The following is a 24,698-nucleotide window of genomic DNA, read 5'->3' as shown; positions in this document are numbered from 1 at the left end:
ATATGCAAGCGAACGACGTTCCGCAAATCCAACCAAAAGGAAAAAACAAGATGATTTCAGTTGGTGACACTCTGCCCGACGCGACCATGACCCGGATAGGGTCCGAAGGGCCTGAACCGGTGACACTTTCCGACAAGATAAACGGGCGCAAGGTGGTAGTTTTTGCGGTGCCCGGCGCCTATACGCCGACCTGCAGCTCGGCCCATGTACCCAGCTTCATCCGCACCAAGGCTGCCTTTGGCGACAAAGGTGTCGACGAGATCATCTGCGTGTCGGTAAACGATCCCTTTGTGATGCATGCCTGGGGTGAGGCGACCGGTGCGACCGAGGCCGGACTGACCATGCTGGCGGATGCGGAAAGCAGCTTTACCGATGCAATCGGTATGCGATTTGACGCGCCACCCGCCGGGCTGATCGCGCGCTCCAAGCGCTATGCGATGCTGGTCGACAACGGCAAGGTTGTGGCGCTGCATGTGGAGGATAATCCGGGCGTCTGCGAAACCTCCGCCGGCGAAGCGCTTCTGGATGAAATGTAAGCGTTAGATTAAATTTGTGGGAATGGGGGCCAAAAACTCCCCCGTTCCCGATCTATTGGCTTGCCTGCTGCACGAAAGGGTTGTTCTCTGGGGCTCAGCACGGGAGGTCACATGACATGAATCGAACGCTGGCTATTTTTTCAATGCTCGCTATGGGCGTATTGCAGGCCTGCGGACCTGCGGCAACGCCAGAGCAGCAGCGCCAACGGGAACACGAAATTGCCTGTCTGAGCGGCTCGCTTGGCGGCGCGCTGATCGGCGGGGCGATTGGCAGTCAATTCGGCGGTGGGACGGGTCGAACCATCCTGACTGCAGCGGGCGCCGGTACAGGCGCTGTGGCGGGCAACCGCTATGCTTGCGGATAAGGAGGGCAAGACAATGACAATGAGCAAAGTCTTTCTGACCGGTGCCCTGCTGGGCCTGGCCTGGGCTGCATCGGCCCAAGCGGATGAGATCGGCGAGGCCAGTCTCGCGGCCCTCGACAAGAACGACGACGGGATCGTGTCCGGACCCGAGTATCAGGATTTCTCCAACTTCGCGTTTGATCAGATGGACACCAACAAGAACGGGAGCCTGAGCGCCGCAGAAATGGATGCGGCGGGAGCGGGCGATCATATGTCCAGCACCGATGCCAACGGGGACGGCAAAGTCTCGAAAACCGAGCTGTCAGAACAGATGGCCGAGGATTTCAACGCCGCCGACAAGGACGGTGACGGGCGGTTGAACTGAACTAAGGGTTTAATTTGAATCGGGCCGGGCGCTGACCAGAGCCCGGTTTCCCTTTGCGCCACGATTGCCTCAGACCAGCGAATCCATCTTGCGTGCCAGCTTGGCGTCCAGCGATGACAGGCCATCGACGTCATGGGTGGTCAGCACCACCTGCACCGTTTTGTAGACGTTGCTCCATTCGGGGTGGTGGTTCCATTTCTCGGCCCAGATCGCCGCCCGCGTCATCCAGCCGAACGCATCGACAAAATTGTCAAAGATATAGGTCTTGGTGATAGCGTCGCGATCCTCGATCATTGTCCAGCCATTGTCGAACAGGGGCTGCAGCAGAGGGCCACGTGTTTCGTCGCTGAGGCGTTCGGTCATTGCTGTTCCTCCACATCTGGTTTTCTGAACGGGCCATAGTCGGTCAGCAGTTCGATCTCTTCGTCAATTGCTTCGCGCTCGGCATCAAGATAGCGCGCGATGGCATCGGCGAAATTCGGGTCCCCGACCCAATGCAGCGAGTGGGTCTGTGTGGGAAGATAGCCGCGCGCCAGTTTGTGTTCACCCTGCGCGCCGGCTTCGACTCGCTTCAGACCAAGGGCAATTGCCAGATCGATGGCCCTATAATAGCACAGCTCGAAATGCAGGCAGGGGTGATGTTCGATACAGCCCCAATAGCGCCCGTATAGCGTCTCGCGACCGATGAAATTCAGCGCACCGGCAATTGGAACGCCGTCACGTTCGGCAAAAACCAGTGCGATATCATCGGCCATCGTCTCATGCCCTAGATCGAAGAACGGTCGCGTCAGATAGGGCGAGCCCCATTTTCGGGCGCCGGTGTCCTGATAGAAGGTCCAGAAGGCGTCCCAATGTTCGGGTCGCAACTGAGCACCGGTATAGGTGCGAATCTCGCCGCCAAACCCTTGTGCCTGCCTGCGTTCCTTACGCAGCGTCTTGCGTTTGCGCGAGGACAGCGCGGCTAGAAACCCGTCGAAATCGGCATACCCGTCATTGAGCCAGTGAAATTGCTGCGTCGTGCGATGCATCAGGCCCATCTGCGTGCCCGCTTCAACCTCGGCCTCGGTGCAGAAGGTGACGTGCAGGGACGATATCTGATTTTCTGAGGCAAGCTGCACTGCGCCCTGGGTTAGTGCCGATATGCCGACGGTCTCATAGCCGGGTCGGGTCAGAAACCGGCGGCCGGTGGCGGGGGTGAAGGGCGCGGCGATCTGCAGCTTCGGGTAGTAGCGCCCGCCGGCATGTTCATAGGCATGGGCCCAGTTGTGATCGAAGATATACTCGCCCTGGCTGTGCGACTTGGCATACATCGGCGCCGCCGCAACCATCTGCCCGTCCAGATGGACTGTCAGATATTGCGGTTGCCAGCCGGTGCCGGGCCCCACCGATCCGCTCTCTTCCAGAGCGGATAAGAACCTGTGGGTGGTGAATGGATCAAAGGAGCGCCCGCCATCAGTGGCCTCGGGGCAGGCGCACGCATCCCACTCCGCCGCCGCCACCTGCGACAGGGACCCAAGAACCCGAACTTCGACCTGCGCCTGATCCATCTGTCCTCCGCACCTTGGTGTTTATCTGTGTCCTGCTTGGCGCGCTTCAACCCGGATGGGCGGCAAGATAGCCTTCGAATGTCACATTGTCGGCCACCGCGCGGGCTTTCGCCTCTTGCTCGGGGCTGCGAACTGTCCAGCAGAGAATCGGCACGCCCTGCGCCTTCAACTCGGCCACGCGGGGCCGATCCAGATCACCGGCCTCATGGCTGATGAAGCTCGCCTGGGCCGTGTCGTAATCGGGGATCTCGCGCAGATGGTCGCGAGTGGCGGCAGAGAGCGGCCACTTTTCCGCCCGATAAGAGCTGGTGACCAGCCCGCGCGGGAGGTCTGGGGCCAGCCGCGCCATCTCGGCCACGCTGTTGGGGTTGAAGGACATCACCGCGACCGGGCCGGAATAGCCCGTCAAAGCCTGTGCCGTGGCCCTTTCCAACGGGCCGACGTTCGGTCCCATGCCGCCGTCCTGATCCTTCAATTCGATCAGCAGCGGCACCTGACCCGCCACAAGTTCCAGTATCTCGGGCAGGCCGGGGATACCCTCGCCATCGCCATGCAGCAGCGGCGTGGCGCTGGCTTCGGCCGCAACCAAGGACCGGATCACGCCCGGCTGACCTGCGAGGCGCGCCAGCTCATAGTCGTGAAACACCATGGCCTGCTCGTCACGGGTCAGTTGCAGGTCGATCTCGATCCCGTAACCGGCTGTGATCGCGGCCCGGATCGCGGCCCGGCTGTTTTCCGGGCGGCCCTGACTGACATCGTGCAGAGCCCGGTGCGTGATCGGTGCGCCCAGAAAGGCGGCGGGCAATTCAGGCCGCATCAGCTCACCTCGAAGATGCCTTCGATTTCAACGGCGACACCGAAAGGCAGCGAGGCCGCGCTGACCGCAGACCGCGAATGTCGCCCGGCATCGCCCAAAGCCTCGACCATGAAATCCGACGCGCCGTTGATGACCTTGGGTTGATCGCCGAAATCCGCGGTCGAGTTCACAAAACCGCCCAGTTTGATCACCCGCACTAACCGCTCAATATCGCCGTCACAAGCCGCGCGTACCTGGGCGAGCAGGTTGATCGCGCAGACACGCGCCGCTTCGGCCCCGGCCTCGACCTCCATATCGTCGCCCAGCTTGCCTTTGATCAGGCCGCTTTCGTTCATCGAGATCTGGCCCGATACATACACAATGTTGCCGGTCTTGACGAAAGGCACATAATTCGCTGCTGGCGCGGGCGCGTCCGGCAGTGTGACACCAAGGCTTTTCAGCTTTTCAGCGAAACTCATGATCCGTGTTCCTTTTGGTTGCTGGTTTGGCCGGACGCTAGCGGCGAACCGGCATAGGGGGAAGCCCGAAAAGTGCGGGCCTTACGCGGGAATTCGCGCGGTAGGTTTTGCGGAACGGCGTGAAACCCCGCCTAAGCCGAGCGCGAGAACACGATTTTACCAACTCGGTTTTAAATTCTTCTCAGATCAACTATGTGTGCCTGATACACCCGTTTGCGGGTTTGCGTTTCAATCGCAAATAAAATTACGGAACCATTCGAGCGGACCAAGATCTAAATGCGTTATCTGACTTCTTCCTGGCGGCTGCTTTGTGCGCTGACGCTGGCTGCTCTGATGGCAGGCTGCGCAACCAAAACCCCCGAACAACGCGCCCGCGGCGAGATATTTGATCCCTACGAAAATACCAACCGCTCGATCCATGCGTTCAACCGGGGCGTCGACAAGGCCATTTTCCGCCCGGCGTCCAAAGGCTATGTCAAGGTCGTTCCAGCGCCCGTGGTGACCGGGTTCAGCAATTTCGCGGAAAACCTGTCCTATCCCGGTCAGGCGCTTGATTTTCTGCTACAGGGCAATCCGCGCGAGGCGGGCATTGCCGCCGGTCGGTTTCTGCTGAACACGACTTATGGGCTGGCGGGCTTTTTTGATCCCGCTTCCGAGATGAACATCCCGCGCGTCGATACCAATTTCGGCGAAACGCTGCATGTCTGGGGCTTTGGCGAGGGGGCCTATGTGGAACTGCCGCTTTATGGGCCCAGCACCACCCGTGACGCCGTGGGCGTTGTCACCAACGCCATCACCAATCCGCTGGGGTTCGGCATTGTGCGGCCCGTCGAAAATGTCGGTGTCTATGCCGAGGTGCTGCGCCGCATGGGCGATCGTGGCAATTTTTCTGACACGGTTGATTCGATCCTCTATGGCAGTGCTGACAGCTACGCGCAGGCCCGCTTAATCTATCTTCAAAATCGCCGTTTCGAACTTGCGAATAGCGGCAGCGGTTCTACGTTAGACCTTTACGCCGATCCCTATGCCGAGTTCGACACGGGGACGGATGTGTATGATGACCCGTATGAGGACCCCTATGCGCAGTAATACGATTTCCCGCCGTTCTTTTGTGATGACCGCCATGGCTGGTCTGGGGGCTGGCCTTGGGGCCGGTCTGGTGCCGATGCCCGCTTTGGCGTTGACCGAACAAAGCGCTCGCGCGCTGGTTGATGAGGTTGTTGCCAACATCAACCAAGTCATCGCCTCGGGCAAATCCCAGAACGCGATGATCAAGGACTTCGAACGCATCTTCGTGCGTTATGCGGATGTGCCAATCATGGCGCGCTATGCGTTGGGGCCGGATGCCCGTACGGCCTCTAGGTCACAGTTGCGGTCGTTCACCACAGCGTTCCAGAGCTATATCTCGCGCAAATACGGGCGCCGGTTCCGCGAGTTCGTTGGCGGCCGGGTCGAGGTAAAATCGACCCGCAAGATCAAGGCCGGGTACGAGATCAGAAGCACAGCGTATCTGCAGGGCCAGGCACCGTTTGAGGTCACGTTCCTCGTCTCGGACAAGTCCGGCAGCGAAAAGTTCTTCAACATGTTCATCGAAGGCGTGAACCTGCTGCTGACCGAGCGGACCGAAATCGGCGCGATGCTGGATCAGCGCAAAGGCAATCTGGATCAGTTGATCAAGGATCTGCCCAAAGCCGGATAAGACGGCCTGTGCCGGTACAGGCCCCGCATGCGCGGGGCCTTATCTGTTTCCGCCAAAGATATCTTTGAGCAGTTTGTCCACGGCTTTGCCGAGGCCGCCGCCGCTGCGCTTTTTCTGGCGTTTGGGTTCGGCGACGCGGGTGGGTTGCACCGGTTGGGCCATGGGCAGCGGTTTGGGCTCGATCCCTTCGTTGACGCGGATCATGGTCTCGCGCCAGATCTCGGCGGGTAACCCGCCACCTGTCACGCCGGAGAGCGGCGTGTTGTCATCATAGCCCATCCACACGCCGGTTACATAATCGGCGGTAAAGCCGATAAACCAGGCATCGCGCGCGGCCTGGGTGGTGCCGGTCTTGCCGGCGGCCTGCCTGTCGGGCAGTCGTGCCCGTTTGCCCGACCCTTCCGAGACCACCTTTTCCATCATCCAGATCAGCTGCTGCGCCGCTTCGGTCCGGATCACCCGCTCGCCGATCCCGCCAGTATTGTCGATCAGCGACTCGCTGTCGCCCAGCAGGGTCAGCTTTTCCATGCCATAAGGCGTCACTGAAGAGCCGCCATTGAGGATGCCGGCATAGGCCCCGGTCATTTCCAGCAGGGTGCTTTCAGACGCGCCAAGTGCCAGCGCCGGGCCGTCGGCCAACTCGTTGTCGATCCCGAACTCGCTTGCCACCAGCCGCACCTTGTCGCGACCGGAAATCTCGGACACTTTCACGGCGGGCACATTCAGCGAGTCTTTCAGGGCCCGCGTCAGCGATACCCGACCGTAATGTTTGTTGGTATAGTTCTTCGGGCACCATTGGCCAGAGCCGGGAATGCTCATGCAATAGGGCTCGTCCACCACGGTATCGAGCGGGGAATAGCCAAGTTCAAGCGCGGTGGCATAGACGAAGGGTTTGAATGACGACCCGGTCTGCCGCTTGGCTTGCGTCGCGCGATTGAAGGCACCGTTCACCCGGGTTTCGCGACCACCCACCATGGCACGCACCGCACCATCGGCCGACATCACGATGATGGCCGCCTGCGCCTTGGACCCTTCGCGCACCTTTTCCTGGAACACGAACTGCATCGCCTCTTCGGCAGAGCGCTGAATGCGCGGATCAAGCGTCGAGCGGATGATCACGTCTTCGGTGGTGTTGCCGCCGAAAAAGCCCGGCAATTCGCTCATGATCCAGTCGGCGAAATAGCCACCGGCACGGGCGGCGGCGGCCTCGGACAGGCGCGCGGGATTGTTGCGGGCGTCATTGGCTTGCGCGGCAGTCAGATAGCCCTGATTTTCCATCAACCCGACAATCAACCGCGCGCGTTCCTGCGAGCGTTTGAGGTTGTTGGTGGGCGCATAGCGGGTGGGGGCGACCAGAAGCCCGGCCAGCATCGCGGCCTCGGCGGGGTCGACCTCGGCGGCGGATTTGCCGAAATAGCGCTGGCTGGCTGCCTCGAACCCACGCGCACCGGCGCCCAGAAAGGCGCGGTTGAGATAGATGGTCAGCACCTCGTCCTTGGTATACTTGGCCTCCATCGCCAGCGCATAGATCGCTTCTTTGGCCTTGCGCCAGAGTGAACCCTGGCGGCAGTCGCTTTCATAGGCGGCCTCGGACTCCCACTCTTTTGGATCATAAGGCACGCCAAGACACAGCAGCTTGGCGGTCTGCTGGGTGATGGTCGAGCCGCCATGGCCCGACAGCGGGCCGCGCCCCTCGCGCAGGTTGATGCTGACCGCGCTGGCGACGCCCCGGGGGCTGACGCCGAAATGGCGGTAGAATCGCTTGTCCTCGGTCGCCACAACGGCGTTCTTGAGATAGGGCGAGACCGTGTCGGCGGTGATCGCCCCGCCAAACTGATCGCCGCGCCAGGCAAAGACGCGCCCATCCCGGTCCAACACCGTGACTGACCCGCGCGCGCGTCCGTCCAGCAGTGCGCTGGGCTCGGGCAGGGTGGTATAGACATAGCCCACCGCCAGCGCGATCAGCAGCCCGGCAACCAGTCCGACCCGCCAGGTAAAACCCCAGATCAGCCGGAATACCCAGCGAAACAGCCGCTGAAACAGCCCGACGATACCGCCACGGGTCTTGCGTGCCGTGCGCCGCGCTGGTTTGCGCCGTGTCTTGGCGGCTGTCTTCTTCTTCGGTGCCGCCCGTTTTTTCGGCTTCGGCTTGGTTCCCGACGAATACCGCCTGTCCGCAACCAATGGCGGCTTTCGTCGTTTGGAATCGCTCATGTCTGACTCTGCCCGGTTCTTGTCTTTTGGCCACAATACCCTGCCCGCAACGGCGTGTTGAGGGGATATTCTGTAGAAAATCGACCTTTCATAAACGTCTAAAAATTAATCAAACTGGTCAATTTGTGCAAAAAATATGCAACATCGGCGTTCGAAACCCCTTTTGAATATGCCCTTTCGTTCCCTGTCCCAACAATTCCGTGAAGTTTCTGCGCATGCAAAATGCCGGGCTGCCCGGCGGAGTGAAGGGGAACAACGTGAAACTCATCATAGCGACAATCAAACCGTTCAAGCTGGAGGAGGTCCGCGAAGCGCTGACCGACGCTGGTGTGCGCGGGATGATGGTAACGGAAATCAAGGGCTTCGGGTCGCAATCAGGACATACCGAGATCTATCGCGGCGCGGAATACGCAGTGAATTTCGTGCCCAAGATCAAGCTCGAAATCGTCGTGGCGGCAAGCATGGTCGATCAGGTGATCGACACGATCGCGACCACCGCCAAGACCGGAAAAATCGGTGACGGCAAGATCTTCGTACTTGACGTGCAGCAGGCGGTCCGCGTCCGCACCGGCGAAACCAACGAAGACGCCATCTGAGCGCAGCCATACCAATTCCAGGGACAAAAACATGAACCTTCTAAAATCACTCATTCCTGCCGCCGCGATCTGCGCGGTGCCGCAGATGGGGCTTGCGCAAGAGGCCGCCGCCACGGGCGAGGCCGCGCAGCATACGCAATATATCTTCACCACGCTGCTGTTCTTGATGGCAGGCTTCCTTGTTTTCTTCATGGCAGCTGGTTTTGCCATGCTGGAAGGCGGCCTGGTGCGGTCGAAAAACGTGGCCATGCAGATGATCAAGAACGTGGCGCTGTTTTCCTTCGCCGCGATCATGTACTGGCTCATCGGTTTCAACCTGATGTATCCCGGCGACGGCTGGACCATCGCAGGCTGGGTCGGCCCGTTCTTCTCGACCACCGTCCTTGATCCTGTGGGAGTGGGCGCCGATGCAGCGGCTCTGGACTATGCCTCGATCGGGTCGGATTTCTTCTTCCAGCTGGTGTTTGTCGCCGCAACCGCGTCGATCGTTTCCGGTGCCGTGGCAGAACGGATCAAGCTGTGGCCGTTCCTGATATTCGTGATCGTACTGACCGGTGTCATGTACCCGATCTCGGGGTCCTGGCAGTGGGGCGGCGGCTGGCTGTCCGAGGCTGGCTTCTCTGACTTCGCCGGCTCGACCATCGTGCACTCTGTTGGCGGCTGGGCTGCTCTGGCAGGCGCGCTCATCCTCGGTCCGCGGATCGGCAAGTACAAAGACGGCAAGGTCCACCCGATGCCCGGTTCGAACCTGGCGCTGGCGACCCTGGGTACGTTTATCCTGTGGCTGGGTTGGTTCGGCTTCAACGGTGGTTCGCAGTTGGCGATGGGCACCGTGGGTGACGTATCGGACGTATCGCGCATCTTTGCCAACACCAACATGGCCGCAGCCTCGGGCGCTGTCGCAGCCCTTATCCTGACGCAGGTGCTGTACAAGAAGCCTGACCTGACCATGGTGCTGAACGGTGCGCTGGCCGGTCTGGTGTCGATCACGGCTGAGCCGCTGGCCCCGACCCTGTTCGGCGCGCTGTGGATCGGTGCAGTGGGTGGCGTCATCGTGGTCTTCGCGGTCCCGATGCTGGACAAGTTCAAGATCGACGACGTTGTTGGCGCCATCCCGGTTCACCTGTTTGCCGGTATCTGGGGCACCATCGCCGTGATCTTCTATGGTGAGGCCAGCCTGGGCACGCAATTGCTGGGGATCGTTGCCTACGGTGTGTTCACCTTTGTCGGCGCTCTGATCCTGTGGACCATCCTGAAGGCCACTGTCGGCATCCGCGTCAGCGAAGAAGACGAGATCAACGGCCTCGATATGGCGGAGCTGGGCATGGAAGCCTATCCGGAGTTTTCGAAAGGCTGATCAAGTCAAACCGAACTGGCTCGGGCTTGCCCCGAGCCAGTTCAATTTAGAACCGTTTTCCAGCAACTGTATTTTCCATGTGAATTGAGCGCTCCACGTTGCCGACCTTTATCAGGCTGCAAAGCAACGCCCGCGCACCGATGTAGTCACCGACCTGCCCGGCAGTCACGAACAAGCTAAGAGGCCGCCATTCGCCAGCGTGCTTGAATCAATGGTGGGCCATGGTTCAGCAAAAAGAGATCAGGCATGTCACCGCTCTGTATTTCTGTAGTGACTCAAGATACGCCACTGAAATCGATGGGGTCTGAGCCTGAAGAGGCAGCGCAGGCAAGACCGGACAGGTTCTGGCCAATAAATTCTTGACACTGTTCGGCAGCGAACCGCAGTCTGGTTGGCAGGGGTTGGCATTGTCGCGGACATGGTCATGCGGAATGCGTGTTTCAAAGTATCTGTTTTTTCTAATCTTTTTCTGGAGCGCTGGGGGTATTGATGGACGATCCTAAACTTGTTGAAGACATTGTTCACGCGCTCGATATCGAAGGCGGCAGTACCGAGCGACGACCGGTTCACACGATTGGCGTCGGCGCTACAGGTTTTTTCGAGCCGTCCCCGGTGGCCAAGGACTTCTGCACGGCAGAGCATTTTCAACCCACCGAGAAGCCCTTGGATGTCGCTGTCCGGTTCTCCAACGGGATGGGTTTAGTCGAAGAGCATGATGGCTGGTCGGATGTGCGCGGCATGGCGGTGCGCTTCAAGCTGAGCAATGACCGGGCCACCGATCTCATTTCAATGACGCTGCCCGTGTTTTTTGCGCCAACACCCGATACCTTTTTGCAATTCGCTCTGGCGGCACGTCCAAAGGAATGCCATCGCGAAACCCCCTGGCAAAAGATCCGGGATTTCCTCAAGCTGCAGTTACCGATGCCCGACCCTTATCCGGGACAGGAAACGCGCCCCAACGAAGGAGCCACGGAATTTGCAGACAAGCACGCCTTTGCTCAGCCGGGGGTTCTTCAGGCCTCGGTGATCGGAGCCCCGGTGAGCTATGTTCGGGCGTCATATCATGCTGTTCACACCTTCATCGTGACTGATCCGGATGGCACTGATCGCTGGGTTCGGTTCAACTGGCAGCCCATCGCCGGGGTTCTCAACACAAACCCGCTGGACCCACCTGTGGACGTCTATTTGAAGGAAGATCTTGAGAAGCGGCTCGCAAATGGCATTGAGCGGTTTTCGCTCATGATGACCATTGGTGAAACAGGCGATGATTTCAACGATTCCACCAAGCAATGGCCACCGCATCGCAAGCGGGTGATGATGGGCTTGCTGACCCTCAAAGAGGTACCAGAGGATCAGGAAGCGCATGCCGAGAAATTGAGCTTCAACCCGTGGCTTCTGACCGATGGTATCAGACCGTCCGAAGATCCCGTGCTGAAGATCCGCAAGGATGTCTATGAATTTTCAAGCAAACGGCGGGGCGGCATTCCCTGCCCGTTCAGCAGAACGGAGGGCTAGAGCATGAGCGATGATGGCGGATGGCTAAACAGATATGTCAACAGCCTGCCAGAGCGGGGCTGGTTCAAGTTCCTGTCCAAATACGTGGTGGTGCCCTATTGGGTCTGGCGCGAGCCCAAACCGAAATTACCGGGTGGGCCACGCCCGTCTTCGCAACCCAGCGACAACGTGCAACGCATGATGAACCTGCTGATGCCCCTGAAGGATACCTCGCCCATAGGTCGCGCCAAGGCGGTTATGGCGCTTGCGCAAAACGTGGATGAGATTTTCGCGGGCCTCGACAACGTGGGAACGGTTCACTCAGCGCGGTTTCTGCTGGTCGAAGACTATATCTGCATGATCTCGGTCTATGACGGAGATTTCAGCAACTACATCCGCGATTTCATCGCCACTATCGGCAGCGTTTTTGATGATCTCATGCATCTGGTTGAAGGGGGCGAAGCGCTTTTCCCCTGCGAAGATCACGTTGAGGAGTTCATCGACTGGGTCAAGGCGCATGACCTGTTTCAAGCCCCCGATTACGCGATCAACCTGTTTCACGTGCAGGATGCAGCGGCGGGTCGATCACCGGACGCCCCTCCTCATGAGCTTATGTCGCTGCCACGCGAATTGATCCTGCAGCTTCATGCCAATCGCAATATTTCACTGGGCGGCGGCTATCGTGGCTATCCCGGATATTCGGCCGCGCAGGTGCGCGACAAGTTGGGAGTAGGCTGGTGAACGCTGTATTTGACCCCGAAGAGCTGCAGGGTAACATCCTGCGCGGTTATCGCAACAACATGGTCCGCCATCTTGTCCTCGAAGTTTCGGACCGGGCAAAGGCACGGCAGTTTCTGGCCGCGTCCGCAGATGGCACCAGTAGCGAGATACCCGCAATCACCCGTTCGGCGAATTGGAAAGAAAAGCCCAAACTCTGCTTCAATATCGGTGTGACCTTTGAGGGGTTGCGCGCGCTGGGGACCGCCAGCCGCGACCTTGACAGCTTTCCGATAGAATACGCCGAGGGTATGGCCAAGCGCGCAGTCAAGCTGGGCGATTTCGGAGAAAGCGCGCCCGAGCATTGGCCCGCGCCCTTCGATCAGGCAGACCGGGTACACATTATCGCTTCGCTTTATTCAGACGAGGAGCAATATCTCGATCAGACCGAAGCACAGGTGGCAAAGGCATTCACCGTTCTGGGCGTGCGCAACGGGCGTAACCTGCCCGATGACAAGGTGTTTTTCGGCTATGTCGACAGCATCTCGCAGCCCAGGTTCCGCCACGTCTTCGACCCTGCGCAAATCAAGGTCGATGAGCCCAAGGATCCACTGGGAACCGTTCTTTTGGGGCATCCGACGCATTTTGAGGGGATGCTATTCAGTATTCCCCAACCGGATGTGCTGGGCCGCAACGGGGCCTTCAACGCCTTTCGTGTGCTCCAGCAGGATGCCAAGGGATTCGAGGATTACCTTGATAAGGCCGCCACGCAACTGCTCGACCATCCCAAGGGCGACCTTTTGCTGGCACCCGAAGATGAAAAGCGGGTCGGAAAGGATCTGGATCGCCATGGCGCCCTGCGCGAAGTCGTGGCAGCCCAGATGTGCGGCCGCTGGCGCAACGGTGTCCCTTACGAACTTTCGCCCGATGCGCAATGTCCTGAGGAAGAGGTTTCGCCGACCAATTACAATTATACCCGCACCTCGCGTTGCCCGGCTGGCGCCCATATGCGCCGCGTCAATCCACGTGGTGGCCCCATCGTTCAGCGTGTTGCCAATTACTCAAGACGGCTGGTGCGTCGGGGCATGTCTTATGGCCCCGATTTCGACCCCGAAAACCGGGACGATGCAGAACGCGGTTTGCTGGGGAACTTCATTGGCGCGAATTACGGAGCGCAGTTCGAGGCGGTTGTGTGCGATTGGCTGAATTTCGGTCTGCAGGACCCCGAAATCACCGGCACGAACGATCCTTTGCTCGGCGCCAATGTGCCCGAAACCAGCGCGTTTGAACTGACGTTGAAAGACGGCGGTCGCATCCGCCTAAACGGGTTTCCTCGTTTCGTCAAAACACGCGGCGGGGCCTATACTTTTCTTCCGAGCCTTCCGGCGATCCGCTACCTTGCGCAACTGTCGGATTAGGTCGACGGGCGTGGTCCCGTCCATGCACCCAGCTCTTGCAGGGCGTCCTCGATCCGCGTGAGCATGGGCGAGGCACCGGTCGGTTCGATCAGGCGATGGGCGGTCATCAAATGCCCAACCGCCTGTTCGTTTTTCTTCTTGAGCTTGTAGAGGAGGCCAAGAATCATCTCTCCGCGGGCGAAATGGTGTCCATCCGGGTCGAATTGTGTGTTTGTGCGCAGCTTTTCAATCAGCGAGATAATACGCTTTTTACCAAACAGGATGATGCCTGCGAGCGTCCGGAAATTGCGCATCAAGACGCCGAACGAGGCGCCGCCCTCACCCGTCAGGATCAGCAGATATACCTCGCTGAGAAGCAGGCGGTTCCAGTCCGCCGCGATCTGTGCCCCCTCGGCTTCACGATTTTCGATAGTCGCCTTTATCTGTTGCAGCCCCTCGCTCACACGACCTTCCATCGCTAGAGCGACACCAAGCATCGTCTGGGGAACGCCAGCAAAGAGAAGCCAGCCATTGGCCTCGCACATATCAACATAGCCTTGCACAGCTTCGCGCGCACCGGGTCGCTCAAGCGGCACAAGGGCGGCCACTCTGGAGGATTCCGCAATGGCCTTCTCGAACTCTGCGCGCGACAGCCGCAGCGCTTCTTCCGATAATTCCAGCGCGCTCTGGTGGTCGTCGGTTACGACCGCGATCAGCGCTTTCATGGCCGTTCCATACCCGAGCGCGCGTGGATCGTTGTTCTTTTCGCCATCTGCCACCATGCGCGCTGCGGTTTCCCGCGCTTTGATAACCCGACCGCGCGTCAGCTCGTTCCAACCGAGGGTCGCGAAATAGAAGTTTTGCAGATAGGCGTCGTCGAATTTGGTCAATGCGGCTTCGATTTCGGCCGTTCTGGCGGCGAACTCGGCATTGGACAGTGGGGCGCAATAAATCCCGACAGACAGTTCGTTGACCATGGCGTAAGCGACGGATTTCGGATCGCCGACGCGCTTTGCCATCTCGGTAAGTTCCCGTTGAACGCTGAGCGCCTCAAGAAACTGGCTGTTGCAGACAAGGCAAGACACATAGTGATGCAGGAACAGAACGTGGTCGCCATTCTCCCCCATCTCGTTCAGGATTGGCCTGACCCTTGGGGCCAGCTCGATCATGGTCGTGACATCCAGAGAGATATTCGAGCACAGCGCATAATTGGCCAGGAAATTGGCAAAGGCGTCATCGCTGGCGCAAGTCGGGTCCTGTTCATAAAGCGCCAGAGCATCCGCAAAATACTGGTTCGCTTGGTCGTGCGAAAACACGCCGAGGCTTTTGGCCCCGGCAAGCGCGCTGTATTCAAAAGCCAGATCGGTGCGCGGCGTTTGCATATAGTGATGGGCGAGCGTCTCGGCGGCTTCGGGAAGCCGGTTGGAGTTGCGCTTTTCCAACGCCTCGGCGATCGCGAGATGTAACTCGGAGCGCCGGTTCGCAACGAGGCTGTTGTAAACCGTCTCACGCAACAGGACATGCTTGAACATATAATCCGAGGACTCGGCCTTGCGAAACACGATATCGAGCGCCTGCAGCCGCTGCAGCGCTGCGCCGGTTTCGTCGGGCTGCTCGACAACCATCGACAACAATCCGGGATCGAACCCGCGTCCGATGGCGGCGGCGGCCTGCAATAGCGCGCGATCCTTCGGCTGAAGCTGCTCGATACGCGCCGAGAGCAGGCTTTGCATGCTTGCCGGCAGCTCGTCGCCGCCGGGTTGGTTTTCAAAAACCACCTGGCCCTCTTCGACCCGCAGCGCGCCTTTTTCCGTCAGGAAACTCAGGATTTCTTCGCCAAAAAGCGGATTGCCCCCTGATCGGTCGACCACTTCTTTGATCAATGCATCGGGCAGGGTGTCAACCTTGAGCCGGGATTGAACAAGATGGTGAATATCCCCTTCGGTCAGCGGCTTGAGTTTCAGGGTCGAAACCGAGGGGTTATCTTTCCACTCCGGTGTGTATTCCGGTCGACGGGTGTTGAGAATAAGCAAATTATCCAGATCGCCGCCGTCGACCAGTTTGGACATCATGGTTTCTGACGCGCCATCGATCCAATGGGTGTCTTCGACCAAAAGCACCACGCGGCCCATTTGGCATTGCGCCTTCAAAAGCGCGGGCAGCAGGTCGCGTGTTCGCAAACCGATCAAAACGCCATCGAGGCCATCCAATGTCCCTTCGGGTGGCTTCAGACCCAGCAGGTTCATCAAGAGCCCGAGGTTTTCAAGCGTATCCTGTCCGGCATGCTGCAACCCGGCCTGTAGCTTCCGCTCGATCTCTTCGGGTTCGTCATCTTGGTTGATACCAAAAGACCCGCGCACAACTTCGAGGAATGGCAAGAACGGCACCTGTTGGCCGTCTGTGGTGCACTGCCCTGTCAGGATGACGGTTTCCTTGGCCTTCGCGCGATCCAGAAACTCCACAACGAGGCGGGTTTTGCCCAGCCCCGGTTCGGCAACAAGGTCGATAACTCGCAATCCGTCGCGCGTCTGATCCAGCGCCTCGGAAAGCGCGGAAAGTTCGGCATCGCGCCCGACATACTGGCTCAGGCCACGCGCAAGAGACGCATCAAAACGCGTCGCGCCTTCGCGGATCGACTGCAACTGCCACAGCTTCTGCTGCTTGGCCACGCCCTTGATCGTGTGCTCGCCTTCAAAGCTCAGGTCGACCAACCACTCGACCAGCGCGCGCGTGGTATCGCAGATCAGACACCCGCCCTCGGGCGCCAGGGACTGAATGCGCGCGGCGAGATTGACGCTGTTGCCCACCGCCGTCATCTGCCCGTCGGCACCCTCGACTGCGGCCATGACCACGGAACCGGAGCTGACGCCAACCCGCATGATCGGCCGCACGCCGAACCGTTTTTCGATGTCATCCTCGGAGGCAGTGAACAAAGCCTGGATCGCCATGGCGGCCTTGCAGGCCCTTAACCCGGCATCTTCCAACGCGTCGGGAATGCCAAAAACCGCCATGATGCTGTCGCCCGCAAACCCCCGGATGACACCGCCATGTTCCTCTATGACACCGGATAGCATGCCATAGATCATACTGGTAAAATGAGCGGTGGTTTCCGCACCCAGTTTTTCGACAATGGGCGTATAGCCCACCATGTCGGTAAACAGCACCGAAACCAGACGACGCTCGCCGAGCCTTGGTGACGATGTGTCCGTGATTTGGGTGTTATTCGTCATTGCGGTAGGTTCATAGCACGACAAATACGGCGCGTGCTACTGTTTGCGGCACCCGACACCCACCCGCCAATTCACGACAGGTTTACCCACGCGACATGCAATGTCACATGGACACTGAAAACACCTGCTGCCTGACCCTCAGGCAGTGAAATTCAACTTGAGACCGGGCCGCGGCCAGCGCGTTTTGTAGATCTTGCCGGTGCTCGACGCGGTGATCCAAACGTCTCGCAGATCCGCACCGCCAAAGCAGAGGTTGGTCGTGAAAAGGTCGGGCACGGCCAGATGCTCTGTCGTGCCATCCGCACTAAAGATGGTGATGCCACCGTTGAAGATCGTGCCGACACACACACGCCCGTCCGCCTCGACCTTCAGACTGTCAAGCCACTGATACCCCGGAAGGGTTTGAACCACATTGCCGGGTGTTTGCGGGATTTGCCCGGGGTGCAATTCGCCTGGCCCGGCAATGTCCATCACCCATAACCGCCCGAACACGGTGTCAGAGACAAAAAGCTTCTTACCGTCCGGCGACAATCCAACCCCATTGGCCGTGGGCACGGTTGCCGCGTGTTTCAGGGTCTTGCCATCGATCGTGGCATAGTAGACGCCACCGAACTCGCTGGTTGTTTCATGCTGCATTCCCGTATCGGTGAACCAGAAGCCACCCGCCGCATCAAAAACGATGTCGTCAGGCGCGATAAGATGATTGCCTCGGGATTTGCCATAAAGCTCGGTGACTTCCCTGGTCTTCAGATCAACACGCTGGATCGACCCTCCGATGTAATCCGGGCGTGCGGAATCCGGGATCGTAATGCGATCTGGCCCATACTTGATGAAGGTGTAGACGCCACCATTGTTGCAGACATAAGCCGCACCATCGGGTCCGATCGCCACGCCATTTGGCCCACCCTTGAATGTTGCGATGGGCTCAAGCGATTTGTCCGGGCTCAGCTGCATGAGTTTCTTGTGCTCGATATCGACGAACAAAACAGAGCCGTCGTCCATTGCAACCGGGCCTTCAGGAAAGCCCAGACCGCTTGCAACTTCTTCCAGATTCAGTGACATCCGGTCGCTCCTTAAGCAATAGATTCAAAATGGTTTTCACCTGAAAAGCGGCCCACAGGCCCGCCGGATGGGCAGGTCCTCAAATGCCGTCTCATGAGTTCAGCCTAGCCGCAGGCCCGCAGCGCCGCAACGGTGCGAAGCGCACTGTCATGTATGAGCATACGTGCCTGAACCGCTGAAATCGTGTCGTGCGTGCTGAGGTTGACCATCTTTGGATGCATGGTTATGGCGACGCTTATGGAAAAGACCAAGAAACCCTCTCGCCAGCAGGTCTACACCCTTGTCGTCCAGATTGGACGCAAGGAGGGCGATGGCCTTCCCGAGGGGGCCACGGGCGCGGCGCTGATGTGTTTCGCCAGTGGTGTGGACGAGGCCGAGGCCGTGCGCGAGACGGTGGCGATCCTGAAGCAGGCCGATACCGCGCCGCTGGATGTGACCGGTTATGGCACGCTGGCCGAGCGCGAGGCCGAAGGGCACGAGATCAGCGACGAAGAACGCGCCCTGATGCAGCGCGCGCTTGAGGAAAACGCGGTTGTCGTGGCCCAGATGACGCCGTTTTTTGACGACGACGCCCAAAAGGCCTGACGCGCGAAACCGTCAGTTCCGCGATCCGAACCACTTGCGGTAGATCGTGTCATAGGTGCCGTTTTCGCGCAGGGTCAACAGCGCTTGATTGACCTCCTCGACAAGTGGCGAGCCGGTGGGGAAGGCGATGCCGTAGTTTTCCCGCAGGAATACCGCGCCGGTCATGATCCCTATGCCCATGCCTTCGTGGCTGGTGTAGTAGGACAGGATCGGGGCATCAAAGACAACAGCGTCGAGTGAACCGGCCTCAAAATCGGCGAGCAAGGGACCCAGGTCATCATAGGCGGTATAGTTCAGGTCGCGCCTATCGAGAAAGGTCGCGGCAGTTGATCCCTGAATCGTCGCAACCCGCCTGCCATAAAGATCATTCACCGAATTGACCGAATTGGTGATCGCATCGACCGTCATGACCGAGGTGATCCGGGCGGTGAAGACCGAGACGACAAATAGCGACGAGATCACCAGAACCACACCAAAGATCTTGCCGAAGCTGGTCCGAGGTACCCGCTCCTCGAACCCGCCATTGACGACCAGGTTCAGTGCCCACCAGAACGAGGGGAACCAGGCGTCGTTCAGATTGCGATCGAAATAGGGCTGCGAACGGCGCTCGAAATACCACATCAGCATGCCGCCGGTCAGCAGCAGCGCAAAGGCGATGCCGATCGCCAGAAACAACTCGCGCGACATCAGCGCGCGCATCAGCGAGGGTGCGCCCTGCTTGTCGGCCGGGATCATGATCTGCAATCCGGACTCAAAGATCGGCTGACTGAAATCCATCAGCGTTTCGCGCTGGGCGGTGATCGAGATATTGGCGATGGCCAGATCGGCTGTGCCATCGGTGACCGCGTCGAGCATGTCGGTGAATTGCTCGTAGCGCTGCACGCCATAGGTCCAGCCGAGATCTTCGGCCAGCGCTGCCATCAGGTCCATCGAGAATCCGGTCTGATCGCCCTTTTTTACCATCGAAAAAGGCGGTCGCGTGACCGTGGACAGTTCAAGCTCTTGTGCCGAGCCTGCCGTCGCGAAGAGGCACGCGATCAGAGACAGAATGATGTAAAGACGCCGCAAGATTGATTCCAGACCCTTATGCTGCTGCGCTCCCTAGCGCAGGTGACCGGTTTTGTACAAGATGCGTCTGCCGAGTCAGGCGGCGCGGCGTTCTGCCAAGACGCGGGCATCGAACGATCCCAAAACCGGAATGCGAGAGGTTCCATGATCCGGAAGTCGGCTGCGCTCCAACCCGCAGAGCAGGCTGGCCGCCAACAGGCGCGGCTTGCTGTGCAGGCGGCCGAGGAACTGGCTTTCCAGCGCGCAGCCTGCGGCCAGAACCGCATCATGACCAGGCAGCAGCAGCTGTGAATAGGTCACCAGCGGACCCCAGGGCGCGGGCGTCACCGCGCGGCCCTGGGTCATATGATGGGCCAGCGCCAGAACGGATTGCTTGCCGAACAAGTATTCCACCTCACTTCCTGACAGCAGCAGCCGTTGCGAGGGGGCGACCACGATATCCTGATCCAGCCCAAAATAAGGGCTGCGGATCGACAGTGGGCTGAAACTGCCGCGGGCGGGCACGGTTCGGGTCAGGCGATGCAGGACCGGAACGACCTCGCCACGCGCGCTGATCACCGTATCGCCGCGCCGCAAGGACCGCAGCGGGCGATAGCCCAGCGGAGTGGCGATCGGTGTTTCGGGATGCATCGATGGTAGCGGGCCCACCGGCTCGATCCTGTCCGACAGCGCGGCAAAGACGGTCTCGGGCGCGGCAAAACGGTGGGGTCCGTGTCGAAACAGTGCCCGCAGGTCGCCGATCCGCAGCGGGCAGGGGCCGACGATGTCCTGTATCAGCACCTGTTCCCGGTCATGCTGTTCCAGCGCCAGTTGCGCCCGGCGCGCGGGGGCGTCCCAGCTATAGGACAGGCGCAACAGGTCGATGCGGCCGGTATCGGGCAGGGTCATGGTCTGGTGGATCACCGTGCCGCCCTGATTGAGTACGAAGATCAGCCCGCGCCCGGGGATCGCCTGAAGGGACAGATGAAAGGGCCAGTCGCCCTCGCGGTTGTAGCGAAACAGCATATAGGCCCGCCCGGTCTCGGGCATCCCGGTTTCCAATACCAGCGTGCCACGGGCCAGCAGATCGTCATCCTCGCGCCCGATCAGGTCGGGCGCTGCGGGGTCGGCCCCCACACCGGCGGGCGAGAAAAGCTGCGTTTCAGTGTCGGCAAGTGCAATCCAGGTCATGTCACGCTGCTCTCTCTGCGGAAATCAGCAATTGTGCCTCATAGGCTTTCAACGTCCGGCGCGCGGCGGCGCTGTAGCCGAGGCCGGTTTGCGGGTCGAGCTCCGGAAAGATGGTGCAAATCTCATCGATCAGGGGTTGCTCGAACAGGTTGGTGGTCTGCGGACCGGGCAGAAAGCTCTCGGTCGGCAGGCCTTCGGAATAGATGACCTGGTGGCGGTCAAACATCAGATGGACATAGGTGACCGCCCCACCGGGCCGCCGTGTGACCGTGCGGCCATTGACCAGATCCTTGGCGGCGACCAGCACCTCGGCCTCGCCGAACAGAAGTTCTGCGAGGCTGTCGCGTACGAGAACGCGGTGCTGCGGTGACACCATCAGGTCGCCATGGCTGCCAAAGGTGTTGGCCCGGATGTGGATCGGGGTCAGATCGCCCGCCGCCTCGATCGCGCGGCTACCTGCCCATCTGAGCGGCTGCGGGCCGTCATCGCGGGTCATCACCAGATCGCCGGGCGCCAGCGTTTCGACGGGTGCTTCGCCCGCGGGTGTGGTGATCAGCGTGCCCGCTACAAAACAGGGAATTGAGCTGGCATTGACGAACCCGACATCCTCGTTGGTGCCGTTCGTCACCGTGTAGGTGAAGTTGAAATCCTCGATATCGCCATCGCCAAAAACGGTGATGGTGCCGTTTTCGTTCAGCCGTAGCGTTTGCCCGGTGCTGAGCAGGACCGTGCTGTTTGCGGTGACTGCCTGACCGTTGATATGGGTGATCGTCAGGGTCGATCCGGACGGGTTGTGGTCATTTGCCAGCACATCGACCGTGTTGCGCCCGTTCGGGTTCACATTGACTGTGTCGCTGATCGCCACCAGCTCGGTCTGAACGCTGTCGGCGGCAATCAGCAGGTTGGAGTCGTAGCGATTGTCCGCCACATCGGCGATGCCGATGCGGATTGTGTTCACCTGATTGGGGATGACGTTCATCGTCAGCGACAACGTGACGGTCAGCCCGTCCATCTCTGTGTTGTAGTCGTCCCCACTATTGTCCAGAAACAGGTTCTGGTTGGAATTGCTGTTAATGTTGCCGGGGTCGGCATCCTCGCCTGCGACGCTGAGGTTGACCTGAGCGTCGTTGATCCAGACGCCGACGAAATCCTGATAGATGGAGTTCTGGAACTCGGGGTATTCCTCGGACGAGAAGACGAATTGCATCGTCATATATTCCGAGGTCGGGATAAACGAGACGTCCAGATAGGATGCGTCGAAAGTGTTGGTCCCGGCTGCGGAGTTGAAGTCGGGGTCGTTGTTGGGGCCGTTTGAACCGGTAGTGGTTCGGGTCGAAACATTAGGGTCGCCCGAGGACCGCGTGAAACTGGTGGCGCGACCCGTCGACAGGATCACCCCGCTATCGCCCGGCGTGGCCCCCGGTGCCAGGGCGTCTCCGTTGCCATAGATCGCCGATGATCGGCTGTCACCGGTATAGCTGGCGCTGACCACCGTCGTGCCATCGCCAAAAATTGCCTGCGCCATCGCCAATGCGCTGGCATTCGTCTGATAGTCGAGCTCCGCCCCGGTCGCCATCTACTGCCCAAACCCGTCGTTTTGGAAGCAGTGCGCCGGCGCAGGTTATGTCTGCGCATAAAACAATCGGCCGCGTCTTTTGCGCGGTTACGTCTGTCTGCAGCCTTTTGCGGCTTTTGTGCTCGGTGCCCTGCCTCGGGTCATTTATTAATCCTTCGTTAACACAGGTGTCGGGTTTCTGATAAGCGGATTTCCGCCTTTTGGGGTTGGCAGCGCGACTTTTTCGTCACAATTGTGACGCGAACAAAGCGAATGCACACACCGAGAGGGCCCATGACCACCATCAATGCCGTAGAACTCACCGCCGATCTGATCCGGTGTCCCTCGGTCACGCCCGCTGAGGGTGGTGCGTTGAAACTGCTTGATGACCTGCTGTCTTCTGCCGGGTTCGAGTGCCAGCGTGTGGACCGTGGTGGGGTCAGCAACCTGTTTGCCCGCTGGGGGCAGAAGGGCCATGCAAAAACCTTTGGTTTCAACGGTCATACCGATGTGGTGCCGGTGGGGGACGAGGCCGCCTGGACCATGCCGCCCTTTGGGGCAGAGGTGAAGGACGGAGTGCTTTATGGTCGGGGCGCAACGGACATGAAATCGGGTGTCGCCGCCTTTGCCGCTGCTGCGATTGATCTGGTGCAAAACACGCCGCCGGACGGTGCGGTCATCCTGACCATCACCGGCGACGAAGAGGGTGACGCCATCGATGGCACCACGGCGTTGCTGGACCATATGGCGGCAGAAGGCGAGCGCATGTCGGTCTGCCTTGTGGGCGAGCCGACTTGCCCCGATCAGATGGGCGAGATGATGAAGATCGGCCGTCGCGGCTCGATGACCGCGTGGTTCACGGTGACTGGCATGCAGGGACATGCTGCTTACCCGCACCGGGCCAGGAACCCTTTGCCGGCGCTGGCGCGACTGATCGACCGGCTTGCCAGTCATGAACTGGATCAGGGCAGCGACCATTTCGATGCTTCGACCCTTGCTGTGGTCACGATCGACACCGGCAATCCGGCGACAAACGTGATCCCGGCGCAAGGTGGTGCCGCAGTGAATATCCGTTTCAACGACCTGCATTCCGGGGCCAGCGTGACGGAGTGGCTGCAATCCGAAGCCGATCGCGTAGCCGAAGAATTCGACGTTACCATCGACATGCGGGTGAAAATCTCGGGCGAGAGCTTTCTGACCCCACCCGGCACACTTTCCGACCTGGTGGCCCGCGCGGTCGAGGCGGAAACCGGCGTTGCGCCGGTGCTGTCCACCACCGGCGGCACCTCTGACGCGCGTTTTATCAAGGATCATTGCCCGGTGGTCGAATTCGGCCTCGTCGGACGCACCATGCATCAGGTGGATGAACGCGTCGAGGTGGCGCAGATCGAACAGCTCAAACAGGTCTATGCGCGCATCCTGCGGGACTATTTTGCATGAGTTTTCAAATCGAGATGGTCGAAGATCCGGCCCCCTGTTTCGCTCTGCGCTATGCGGTCTTTGTTGAGGAGCAGGGCATACCGGTTGATCTGGAACAGGATGAGCTGGATGCGGTTGCCGTGCATCTGCTCGCCCGTGATGGCGCGCACCCCATTGGTGCGGCGCGTGTGGTCTTCGAGGATGACTTCGCCAAGATCGGGCGGCTTTGTGTGCTGGCGCAAGCGCGCGGCACCGGGCTTGGCGCGGCGCTGGTTCGGCATGCCGTCACGGTGGCGCAGGCGCAGGAGGGGACCACCAAGGTGAAGCTGGGCGCGCAGGTCCCGGCCATCAGGTTTTATGAAAAGCTGGGATTTCGCGCTGTCGGGCCGGTTTATCTGGACGCAGGTCTGGACCACCGCGACATGGTGATGGAGCTTACGTGAGGCCCACTCTGGTCATCATGGTCAAGGAACCGCGCCCGGGCCGGGTCAAGACCCGGCTGGGTCGCGATATCGGCATGGTTGGTGCGGCCTGGTGGTTCCGGCATCAAACGCGCCGCCTGATCCGCCGCCTGCGCGATCCGCGCTGGCGCATCGTGCTGGTGGTGTCGCCGGATCGTGAGGGTATGCAGAGCCGCGTCTGGCCCGCCGATCTGGCGCGCGCGCCGCAGGGGCGCGGCGATCTGGGTGCGCGGATGGGGCGGATGTTGCGGGTGATGCCACGCGGTCCGGTCTGCGTGATCGGAGCGGATATTCCGGGCATAGATCGTGCTCATATTGCCCGCGCCTTCCGCGCGCTGGGCCATCGGGACTGGGTCTTTGGCCCGGCCCCTGATGGTGGCTACTGGTTGGTGGGCGCGCGGCGGGTGGCGGCAATCTCACCCATGGCGTTTGAGGGCGTCCGCTGGTCCAGCGCCGATGCGCTGCAAGACACGCTTGCCACGCTGCCCGGTCAGCGGATCGCACAGATCGACAGCTTGCGCGATGTGGATACGGTGGCTGATCTGACGGGCTGATCGTTTTGTCCATGACGTCGCCATCTGGCCGTG

Annotated in this window: 24 protein-coding genes and 1 pseudogene; 14 read left to right on the top strand and 11 right to left on the bottom strand. The window is 60.0% G+C overall.

The genetic code is table 11. From position 1 onward, the window contains the following. Positions 1-50: 50 nt before the first annotated feature. The 3 genes from AB1E34_RS01695 (at position 51) to AB1E34_RS01685 (ending at position 1,265) form a co-directional block, all read left to right on the top strand. Complete coding sequence (locus AB1E34_RS01695; protein WP_372570601.1) at positions 51-536, top strand: peroxiredoxin; 486 nt, start codon at positions 51-53, stop codon at positions 534-536. Between the two features lie 116 nt (positions 537-652). Next, positions 653-901 carry a YMGG-like glycine zipper-containing protein gene (locus AB1E34_RS01690; RefSeq protein WP_372570600.1) on the top strand — a complete coding sequence of 83 codons (249 nt, stop codon included), beginning with the start codon at positions 653-655 and terminating at the stop codon, positions 899-901. Positions 902-914: 13 nt separating this feature from the next. Beyond that, positions 915-1,265, top strand: a complete 351-nt coding sequence (locus tag AB1E34_RS01685; protein WP_372570599.1) for an EF-hand domain-containing protein — start codon at positions 915-917, stop codon at positions 1,263-1,265. 69 nt (positions 1,266-1,334) lie between these two features. Here the strand turns inward: AB1E34_RS01685 and AB1E34_RS01680 are convergent, their stop codons facing one another. The 4 genes from AB1E34_RS01680 to AB1E34_RS01665 are packed head-to-tail and all read right to left on the bottom strand — an operon-like array spanning position 1,335 to position 4,087. Further along, positions 1,335-1,628, bottom strand: a complete 294-nt coding sequence (locus AB1E34_RS01680) for a 4a-hydroxytetrahydrobiopterin dehydratase (RefSeq protein WP_372570598.1) — start codon at positions 1,626-1,628, stop codon at positions 1,335-1,337. Further along, positions 1,625-2,812, bottom strand: coding sequence for a GNAT family N-acetyltransferase (locus tag AB1E34_RS01675; protein ID WP_372570597.1), 1,188 nt, complete (start codon positions 2,810-2,812; stop codon positions 1,625-1,627). The genes AB1E34_RS01680 and AB1E34_RS01675 overlap by 4 nt, the downstream gene beginning before the upstream one ends. Before the next feature lie 46 nt (positions 2,813-2,858). Continuing rightward, a complete protein-coding gene (locus AB1E34_RS01670) occupies positions 2,859-3,629 on the bottom strand; it encodes a glycerophosphodiester phosphodiesterase family protein (protein ID WP_372570596.1) in 771 nt (256 codons plus the stop codon). After that, complete coding sequence (locus AB1E34_RS01665; RefSeq protein ID WP_372570595.1) at positions 3,629-4,087, bottom strand: RidA family protein; 459 nt, start codon at positions 4,085-4,087, stop codon at positions 3,629-3,631. The genes AB1E34_RS01670 and AB1E34_RS01665 overlap by 1 nt, the downstream gene beginning before the upstream one ends. A gap of 276 nt (positions 4,088-4,363) precedes the next feature. Here AB1E34_RS01665 and AB1E34_RS01660 point away from each other — a divergent pair, with 276 nt between their 5' ends. Beyond that, the gene (locus AB1E34_RS01660) at positions 4,364-5,176 is read left to right on the top strand and encodes an MlaA family lipoprotein (protein ID WP_372570594.1); all 813 of its coding nucleotides are present in this window, start codon (positions 4,364-4,366) and stop codon (positions 5,174-5,176) included. Then, positions 5,166-5,786: an MlaC/ttg2D family ABC transporter substrate-binding protein gene (locus AB1E34_RS01655; RefSeq protein WP_372570593.1), complete on the top strand. Its 621-nt coding sequence runs from the start codon at positions 5,166-5,168 to the stop codon at positions 5,784-5,786. The genes AB1E34_RS01660 and AB1E34_RS01655 overlap by 11 nt, the downstream gene beginning before the upstream one ends. 39 nt (positions 5,787-5,825) lie before the next feature. On the opposite strand, the gene AB1E34_RS01650 is transcribed toward AB1E34_RS01655, so the two are convergent. Continuing rightward, positions 5,826-8,000, bottom strand: coding sequence for a transglycosylase domain-containing protein (locus tag AB1E34_RS01650; RefSeq protein ID WP_372570592.1), 2,175 nt, complete (start codon positions 7,998-8,000; stop codon positions 5,826-5,828). Positions 8,001-8,257: 257 nt separating this feature from the next. Here AB1E34_RS01650 and AB1E34_RS01645 point away from each other — a divergent pair, with 257 nt between their 5' ends. Together AB1E34_RS01645 and amtB are read left to right on the top strand one after the other, a co-directional pair. Next, on the top strand, positions 8,258-8,596 hold the full coding sequence (locus AB1E34_RS01645; RefSeq protein WP_306198348.1) for a P-II family nitrogen regulator: 339 nt from the start codon (positions 8,258-8,260) through the stop codon (positions 8,594-8,596). Positions 8,597-8,627: 31 nt separating this feature from the next. Then, positions 8,628-9,953, top strand: coding sequence for an ammonium transporter AmtB (amtB, locus tag AB1E34_RS01640; protein WP_372570591.1), 1,326 nt, complete (start codon positions 8,628-8,630; stop codon positions 9,951-9,953). A gap of 103 nt (positions 9,954-10,056) precedes the next feature. Here amtB and AB1E34_RS01635 read toward each other — a convergent pair. After that, positions 10,057-10,140: pseudogene (locus AB1E34_RS01635) on the bottom strand (IS5/IS1182 family transposase); the annotation flags it as partial. A gap of 302 nt (positions 10,141-10,442) precedes the next feature. Here AB1E34_RS01635 and AB1E34_RS01630 point away from each other — a divergent pair. Genes AB1E34_RS01630 through AB1E34_RS01620 form a run of 3 tightly spaced genes read left to right on the top strand, consistent with a single transcriptional unit; the run spans position 10,443 to position 13,582 of the window. Continuing rightward, positions 10,443-11,468, top strand: a complete 1,026-nt coding sequence (locus AB1E34_RS01630) for a catalase (RefSeq protein ID WP_372570590.1) — start codon at positions 10,443-10,445, stop codon at positions 11,466-11,468. A 3-nt stretch (positions 11,469-11,471) separates the two neighbouring features. Further along, complete coding sequence (locus tag AB1E34_RS01625; RefSeq protein WP_372570589.1) at positions 11,472-12,188, top strand: hypothetical protein; 717 nt, start codon at positions 11,472-11,474, stop codon at positions 12,186-12,188. Further along, on the top strand, positions 12,185-13,582 hold the full coding sequence (locus AB1E34_RS01620; RefSeq protein ID WP_372570588.1) for a hypothetical protein: 1,398 nt from the start codon (positions 12,185-12,187) through the stop codon (positions 13,580-13,582). Before AB1E34_RS01625 ends, AB1E34_RS01620 begins: the two co-directional genes overlap by 4 nt. Here AB1E34_RS01620 and AB1E34_RS01615 read toward each other — a convergent pair. After that, the gene (locus tag AB1E34_RS01615; RefSeq protein WP_372570587.1) at positions 13,579-16,791 is read right to left on the bottom strand and encodes an ATP-binding protein; all 3,213 of its coding nucleotides are present in this window, start codon (positions 16,789-16,791) and stop codon (positions 13,579-13,581) included. The genes AB1E34_RS01620 and AB1E34_RS01615 overlap by 4 nt on opposite strands. Positions 16,792-16,929: 138 nt before the next feature. Beyond that, on the bottom strand, positions 16,930-17,853 hold the full coding sequence (locus AB1E34_RS01610; protein ID WP_372570586.1) for an SMP-30/gluconolactonase/LRE family protein: 924 nt from the start codon (positions 17,851-17,853) through the stop codon (positions 16,930-16,932). A 237-nt stretch (positions 17,854-18,090) separates the two neighbouring features. Between AB1E34_RS01610 and AB1E34_RS01605 the strand changes: the two genes are divergently transcribed. Continuing rightward, positions 18,091-18,438, top strand: a complete 348-nt coding sequence (locus AB1E34_RS01605; protein WP_372570761.1) for a DUF8846 family protein — start codon at positions 18,091-18,093, stop codon at positions 18,436-18,438. Between the two features lie 12 nt (positions 18,439-18,450). Here AB1E34_RS01605 and AB1E34_RS01600 read toward each other — a convergent pair whose 3' ends face one another. The 3 genes from AB1E34_RS01600 to AB1E34_RS01590 form a co-directional block, all read right to left on the bottom strand. Then, the gene (locus tag AB1E34_RS01600; RefSeq protein WP_372570585.1) at positions 18,451-19,506 is read right to left on the bottom strand and encodes a transporter substrate-binding domain-containing protein; all 1,056 of its coding nucleotides are present in this window, start codon (positions 19,504-19,506) and stop codon (positions 18,451-18,453) included. A 75-nt stretch (positions 19,507-19,581) separates the two neighbouring features. Then, positions 19,582-20,676 carry a Hint domain-containing protein gene (locus AB1E34_RS01595; RefSeq protein ID WP_372570584.1) on the bottom strand — a complete coding sequence of 365 codons (1,095 nt, stop codon included), beginning with the start codon at positions 20,674-20,676 and terminating at the stop codon, positions 19,582-19,584. A gap of 1 nt (position 20,677) precedes the next feature. Further along, positions 20,678-22,252: a Hint domain-containing protein gene (locus AB1E34_RS01590; protein ID WP_372570583.1), complete on the bottom strand. Its 1,575-nt coding sequence runs from the start codon at positions 22,250-22,252 to the stop codon at positions 20,678-20,680. A gap of 273 nt (positions 22,253-22,525) precedes the next feature. Here AB1E34_RS01590 and dapE point away from each other — a divergent pair, with 273 nt between their 5' ends. From dapE to AB1E34_RS01575, 3 genes are read left to right on the top strand one after another with little or no spacing between them, the layout of a single operon-like run. After that, a complete protein-coding gene (gene dapE, locus AB1E34_RS01585) occupies positions 22,526-23,671 on the top strand; it encodes a succinyl-diaminopimelate desuccinylase (RefSeq protein WP_372570582.1) in 1,146 nt (381 codons plus the stop codon). Continuing rightward, positions 23,668-24,093 (top strand): GNAT family N-acetyltransferase, encoded by a 426-nt coding sequence (locus AB1E34_RS01580; RefSeq protein ID WP_372570581.1) that lies wholly within the window; start codon positions 23,668-23,670, stop codon positions 24,091-24,093. The genes dapE and AB1E34_RS01580 overlap by 4 nt, the downstream gene beginning before the upstream one ends. Further along, positions 24,090-24,665, top strand: coding sequence for a TIGR04282 family arsenosugar biosynthesis glycosyltransferase (locus tag AB1E34_RS01575; RefSeq protein ID WP_372570580.1), 576 nt, complete (start codon positions 24,090-24,092; stop codon positions 24,663-24,665). Before AB1E34_RS01580 ends, AB1E34_RS01575 begins: the two co-directional genes overlap by 4 nt. The last annotated feature ends 33 nt before the right edge of the window (positions 24,666-24,698 follow it).

The organism is Ruegeria jejuensis, from assembly GCF_041537905.1.
Classification (GTDB): Bacteria; Pseudomonadota; Alphaproteobacteria; order Rhodobacterales; family Rhodobacteraceae; genus Ruegeria_C.
Note: the sequence above shows the minus strand (reverse complement) of the source record. Positions and strands in the feature narration are given on the sequence as shown.

Coding starts and splice junctions, on each gene's coding strand:
- AB1E34_RS01670 (WP_372570596.1), bottom strand. CDS start 3,629: ATGCGGCCTGAATTGCCCGCCGCCTTTCTGGGCGCACCGATCACGCAC.
- AB1E34_RS01630 (WP_372570590.1), top strand. CDS start 10,443: ATGGACGATCCTAAACTTGTTGAAGACATTGTTCACGCGCTCGATATC.
- amtB (WP_372570591.1), top strand. CDS start 8,628: ATGAACCTTCTAAAATCACTCATTCCTGCCGCCGCGATCTGCGCGGTG.
- AB1E34_RS01685 (WP_372570599.1), top strand. CDS start 915: ATGACAATGAGCAAAGTCTTTCTGACCGGTGCCCTGCTGGGCCTGGCC.
- AB1E34_RS01665 (WP_372570595.1), bottom strand. CDS start 4,087: ATGAGTTTCGCTGAAAAGCTGAAAAGCCTTGGTGTCACACTGCCGGAC.
- AB1E34_RS01625 (WP_372570589.1), top strand. CDS start 11,472: ATGAGCGATGATGGCGGATGGCTAAACAGATATGTCAACAGCCTGCCA.
- dapE (WP_372570582.1), top strand. CDS start 22,526: ATGACCACCATCAATGCCGTAGAACTCACCGCCGATCTGATCCGGTGT.
- AB1E34_RS01615 (WP_372570587.1), bottom strand. CDS start 16,791: ATGACGAATAACACCCAAATCACGGACACATCGTCACCAAGGCTCGGC.
- AB1E34_RS01675 (WP_372570597.1), bottom strand. CDS start 2,812: ATGGATCAGGCGCAGGTCGAAGTTCGGGTTCTTGGGTCCCTGTCGCAG.
- AB1E34_RS01655 (WP_372570593.1), top strand. CDS start 5,166: ATGCGCAGTAATACGATTTCCCGCCGTTCTTTTGTGATGACCGCCATG.
- AB1E34_RS01595 (WP_372570584.1), bottom strand. CDS start 20,676: ATGACCTGGATTGCACTTGCCGACACTGAAACGCAGCTTTTCTCGCCC.
- AB1E34_RS01660 (WP_372570594.1), top strand. CDS start 4,364: ATGCGTTATCTGACTTCTTCCTGGCGGCTGCTTTGTGCGCTGACGCTG.
- AB1E34_RS01690 (WP_372570600.1), top strand. CDS start 653: ATGAATCGAACGCTGGCTATTTTTTCAATGCTCGCTATGGGCGTATTG.
- AB1E34_RS01695 (WP_372570601.1), top strand. CDS start 51: ATGATTTCAGTTGGTGACACTCTGCCCGACGCGACCATGACCCGGATA.
- AB1E34_RS01590 (WP_372570583.1), bottom strand. CDS start 22,252: ATGGCGACCGGGGCGGAGCTCGACTATCAGACGAATGCCAGCGCATTG.
- AB1E34_RS01605 (WP_372570761.1), top strand. CDS start 18,091: ATGGAAAAGACCAAGAAACCCTCTCGCCAGCAGGTCTACACCCTTGTC.
- AB1E34_RS01680 (WP_372570598.1), bottom strand. CDS start 1,628: ATGACCGAACGCCTCAGCGACGAAACACGTGGCCCTCTGCTGCAGCCC.
- AB1E34_RS01650 (WP_372570592.1), bottom strand. CDS start 8,000: ATGAGCGATTCCAAACGACGAAAGCCGCCATTGGTTGCGGACAGGCGG.
- AB1E34_RS01610 (WP_372570586.1), bottom strand. CDS start 17,853: ATGTCACTGAATCTGGAAGAAGTTGCAAGCGGTCTGGGCTTTCCTGAA.
- AB1E34_RS01580 (WP_372570581.1), top strand. CDS start 23,668: ATGAGTTTTCAAATCGAGATGGTCGAAGATCCGGCCCCCTGTTTCGCT.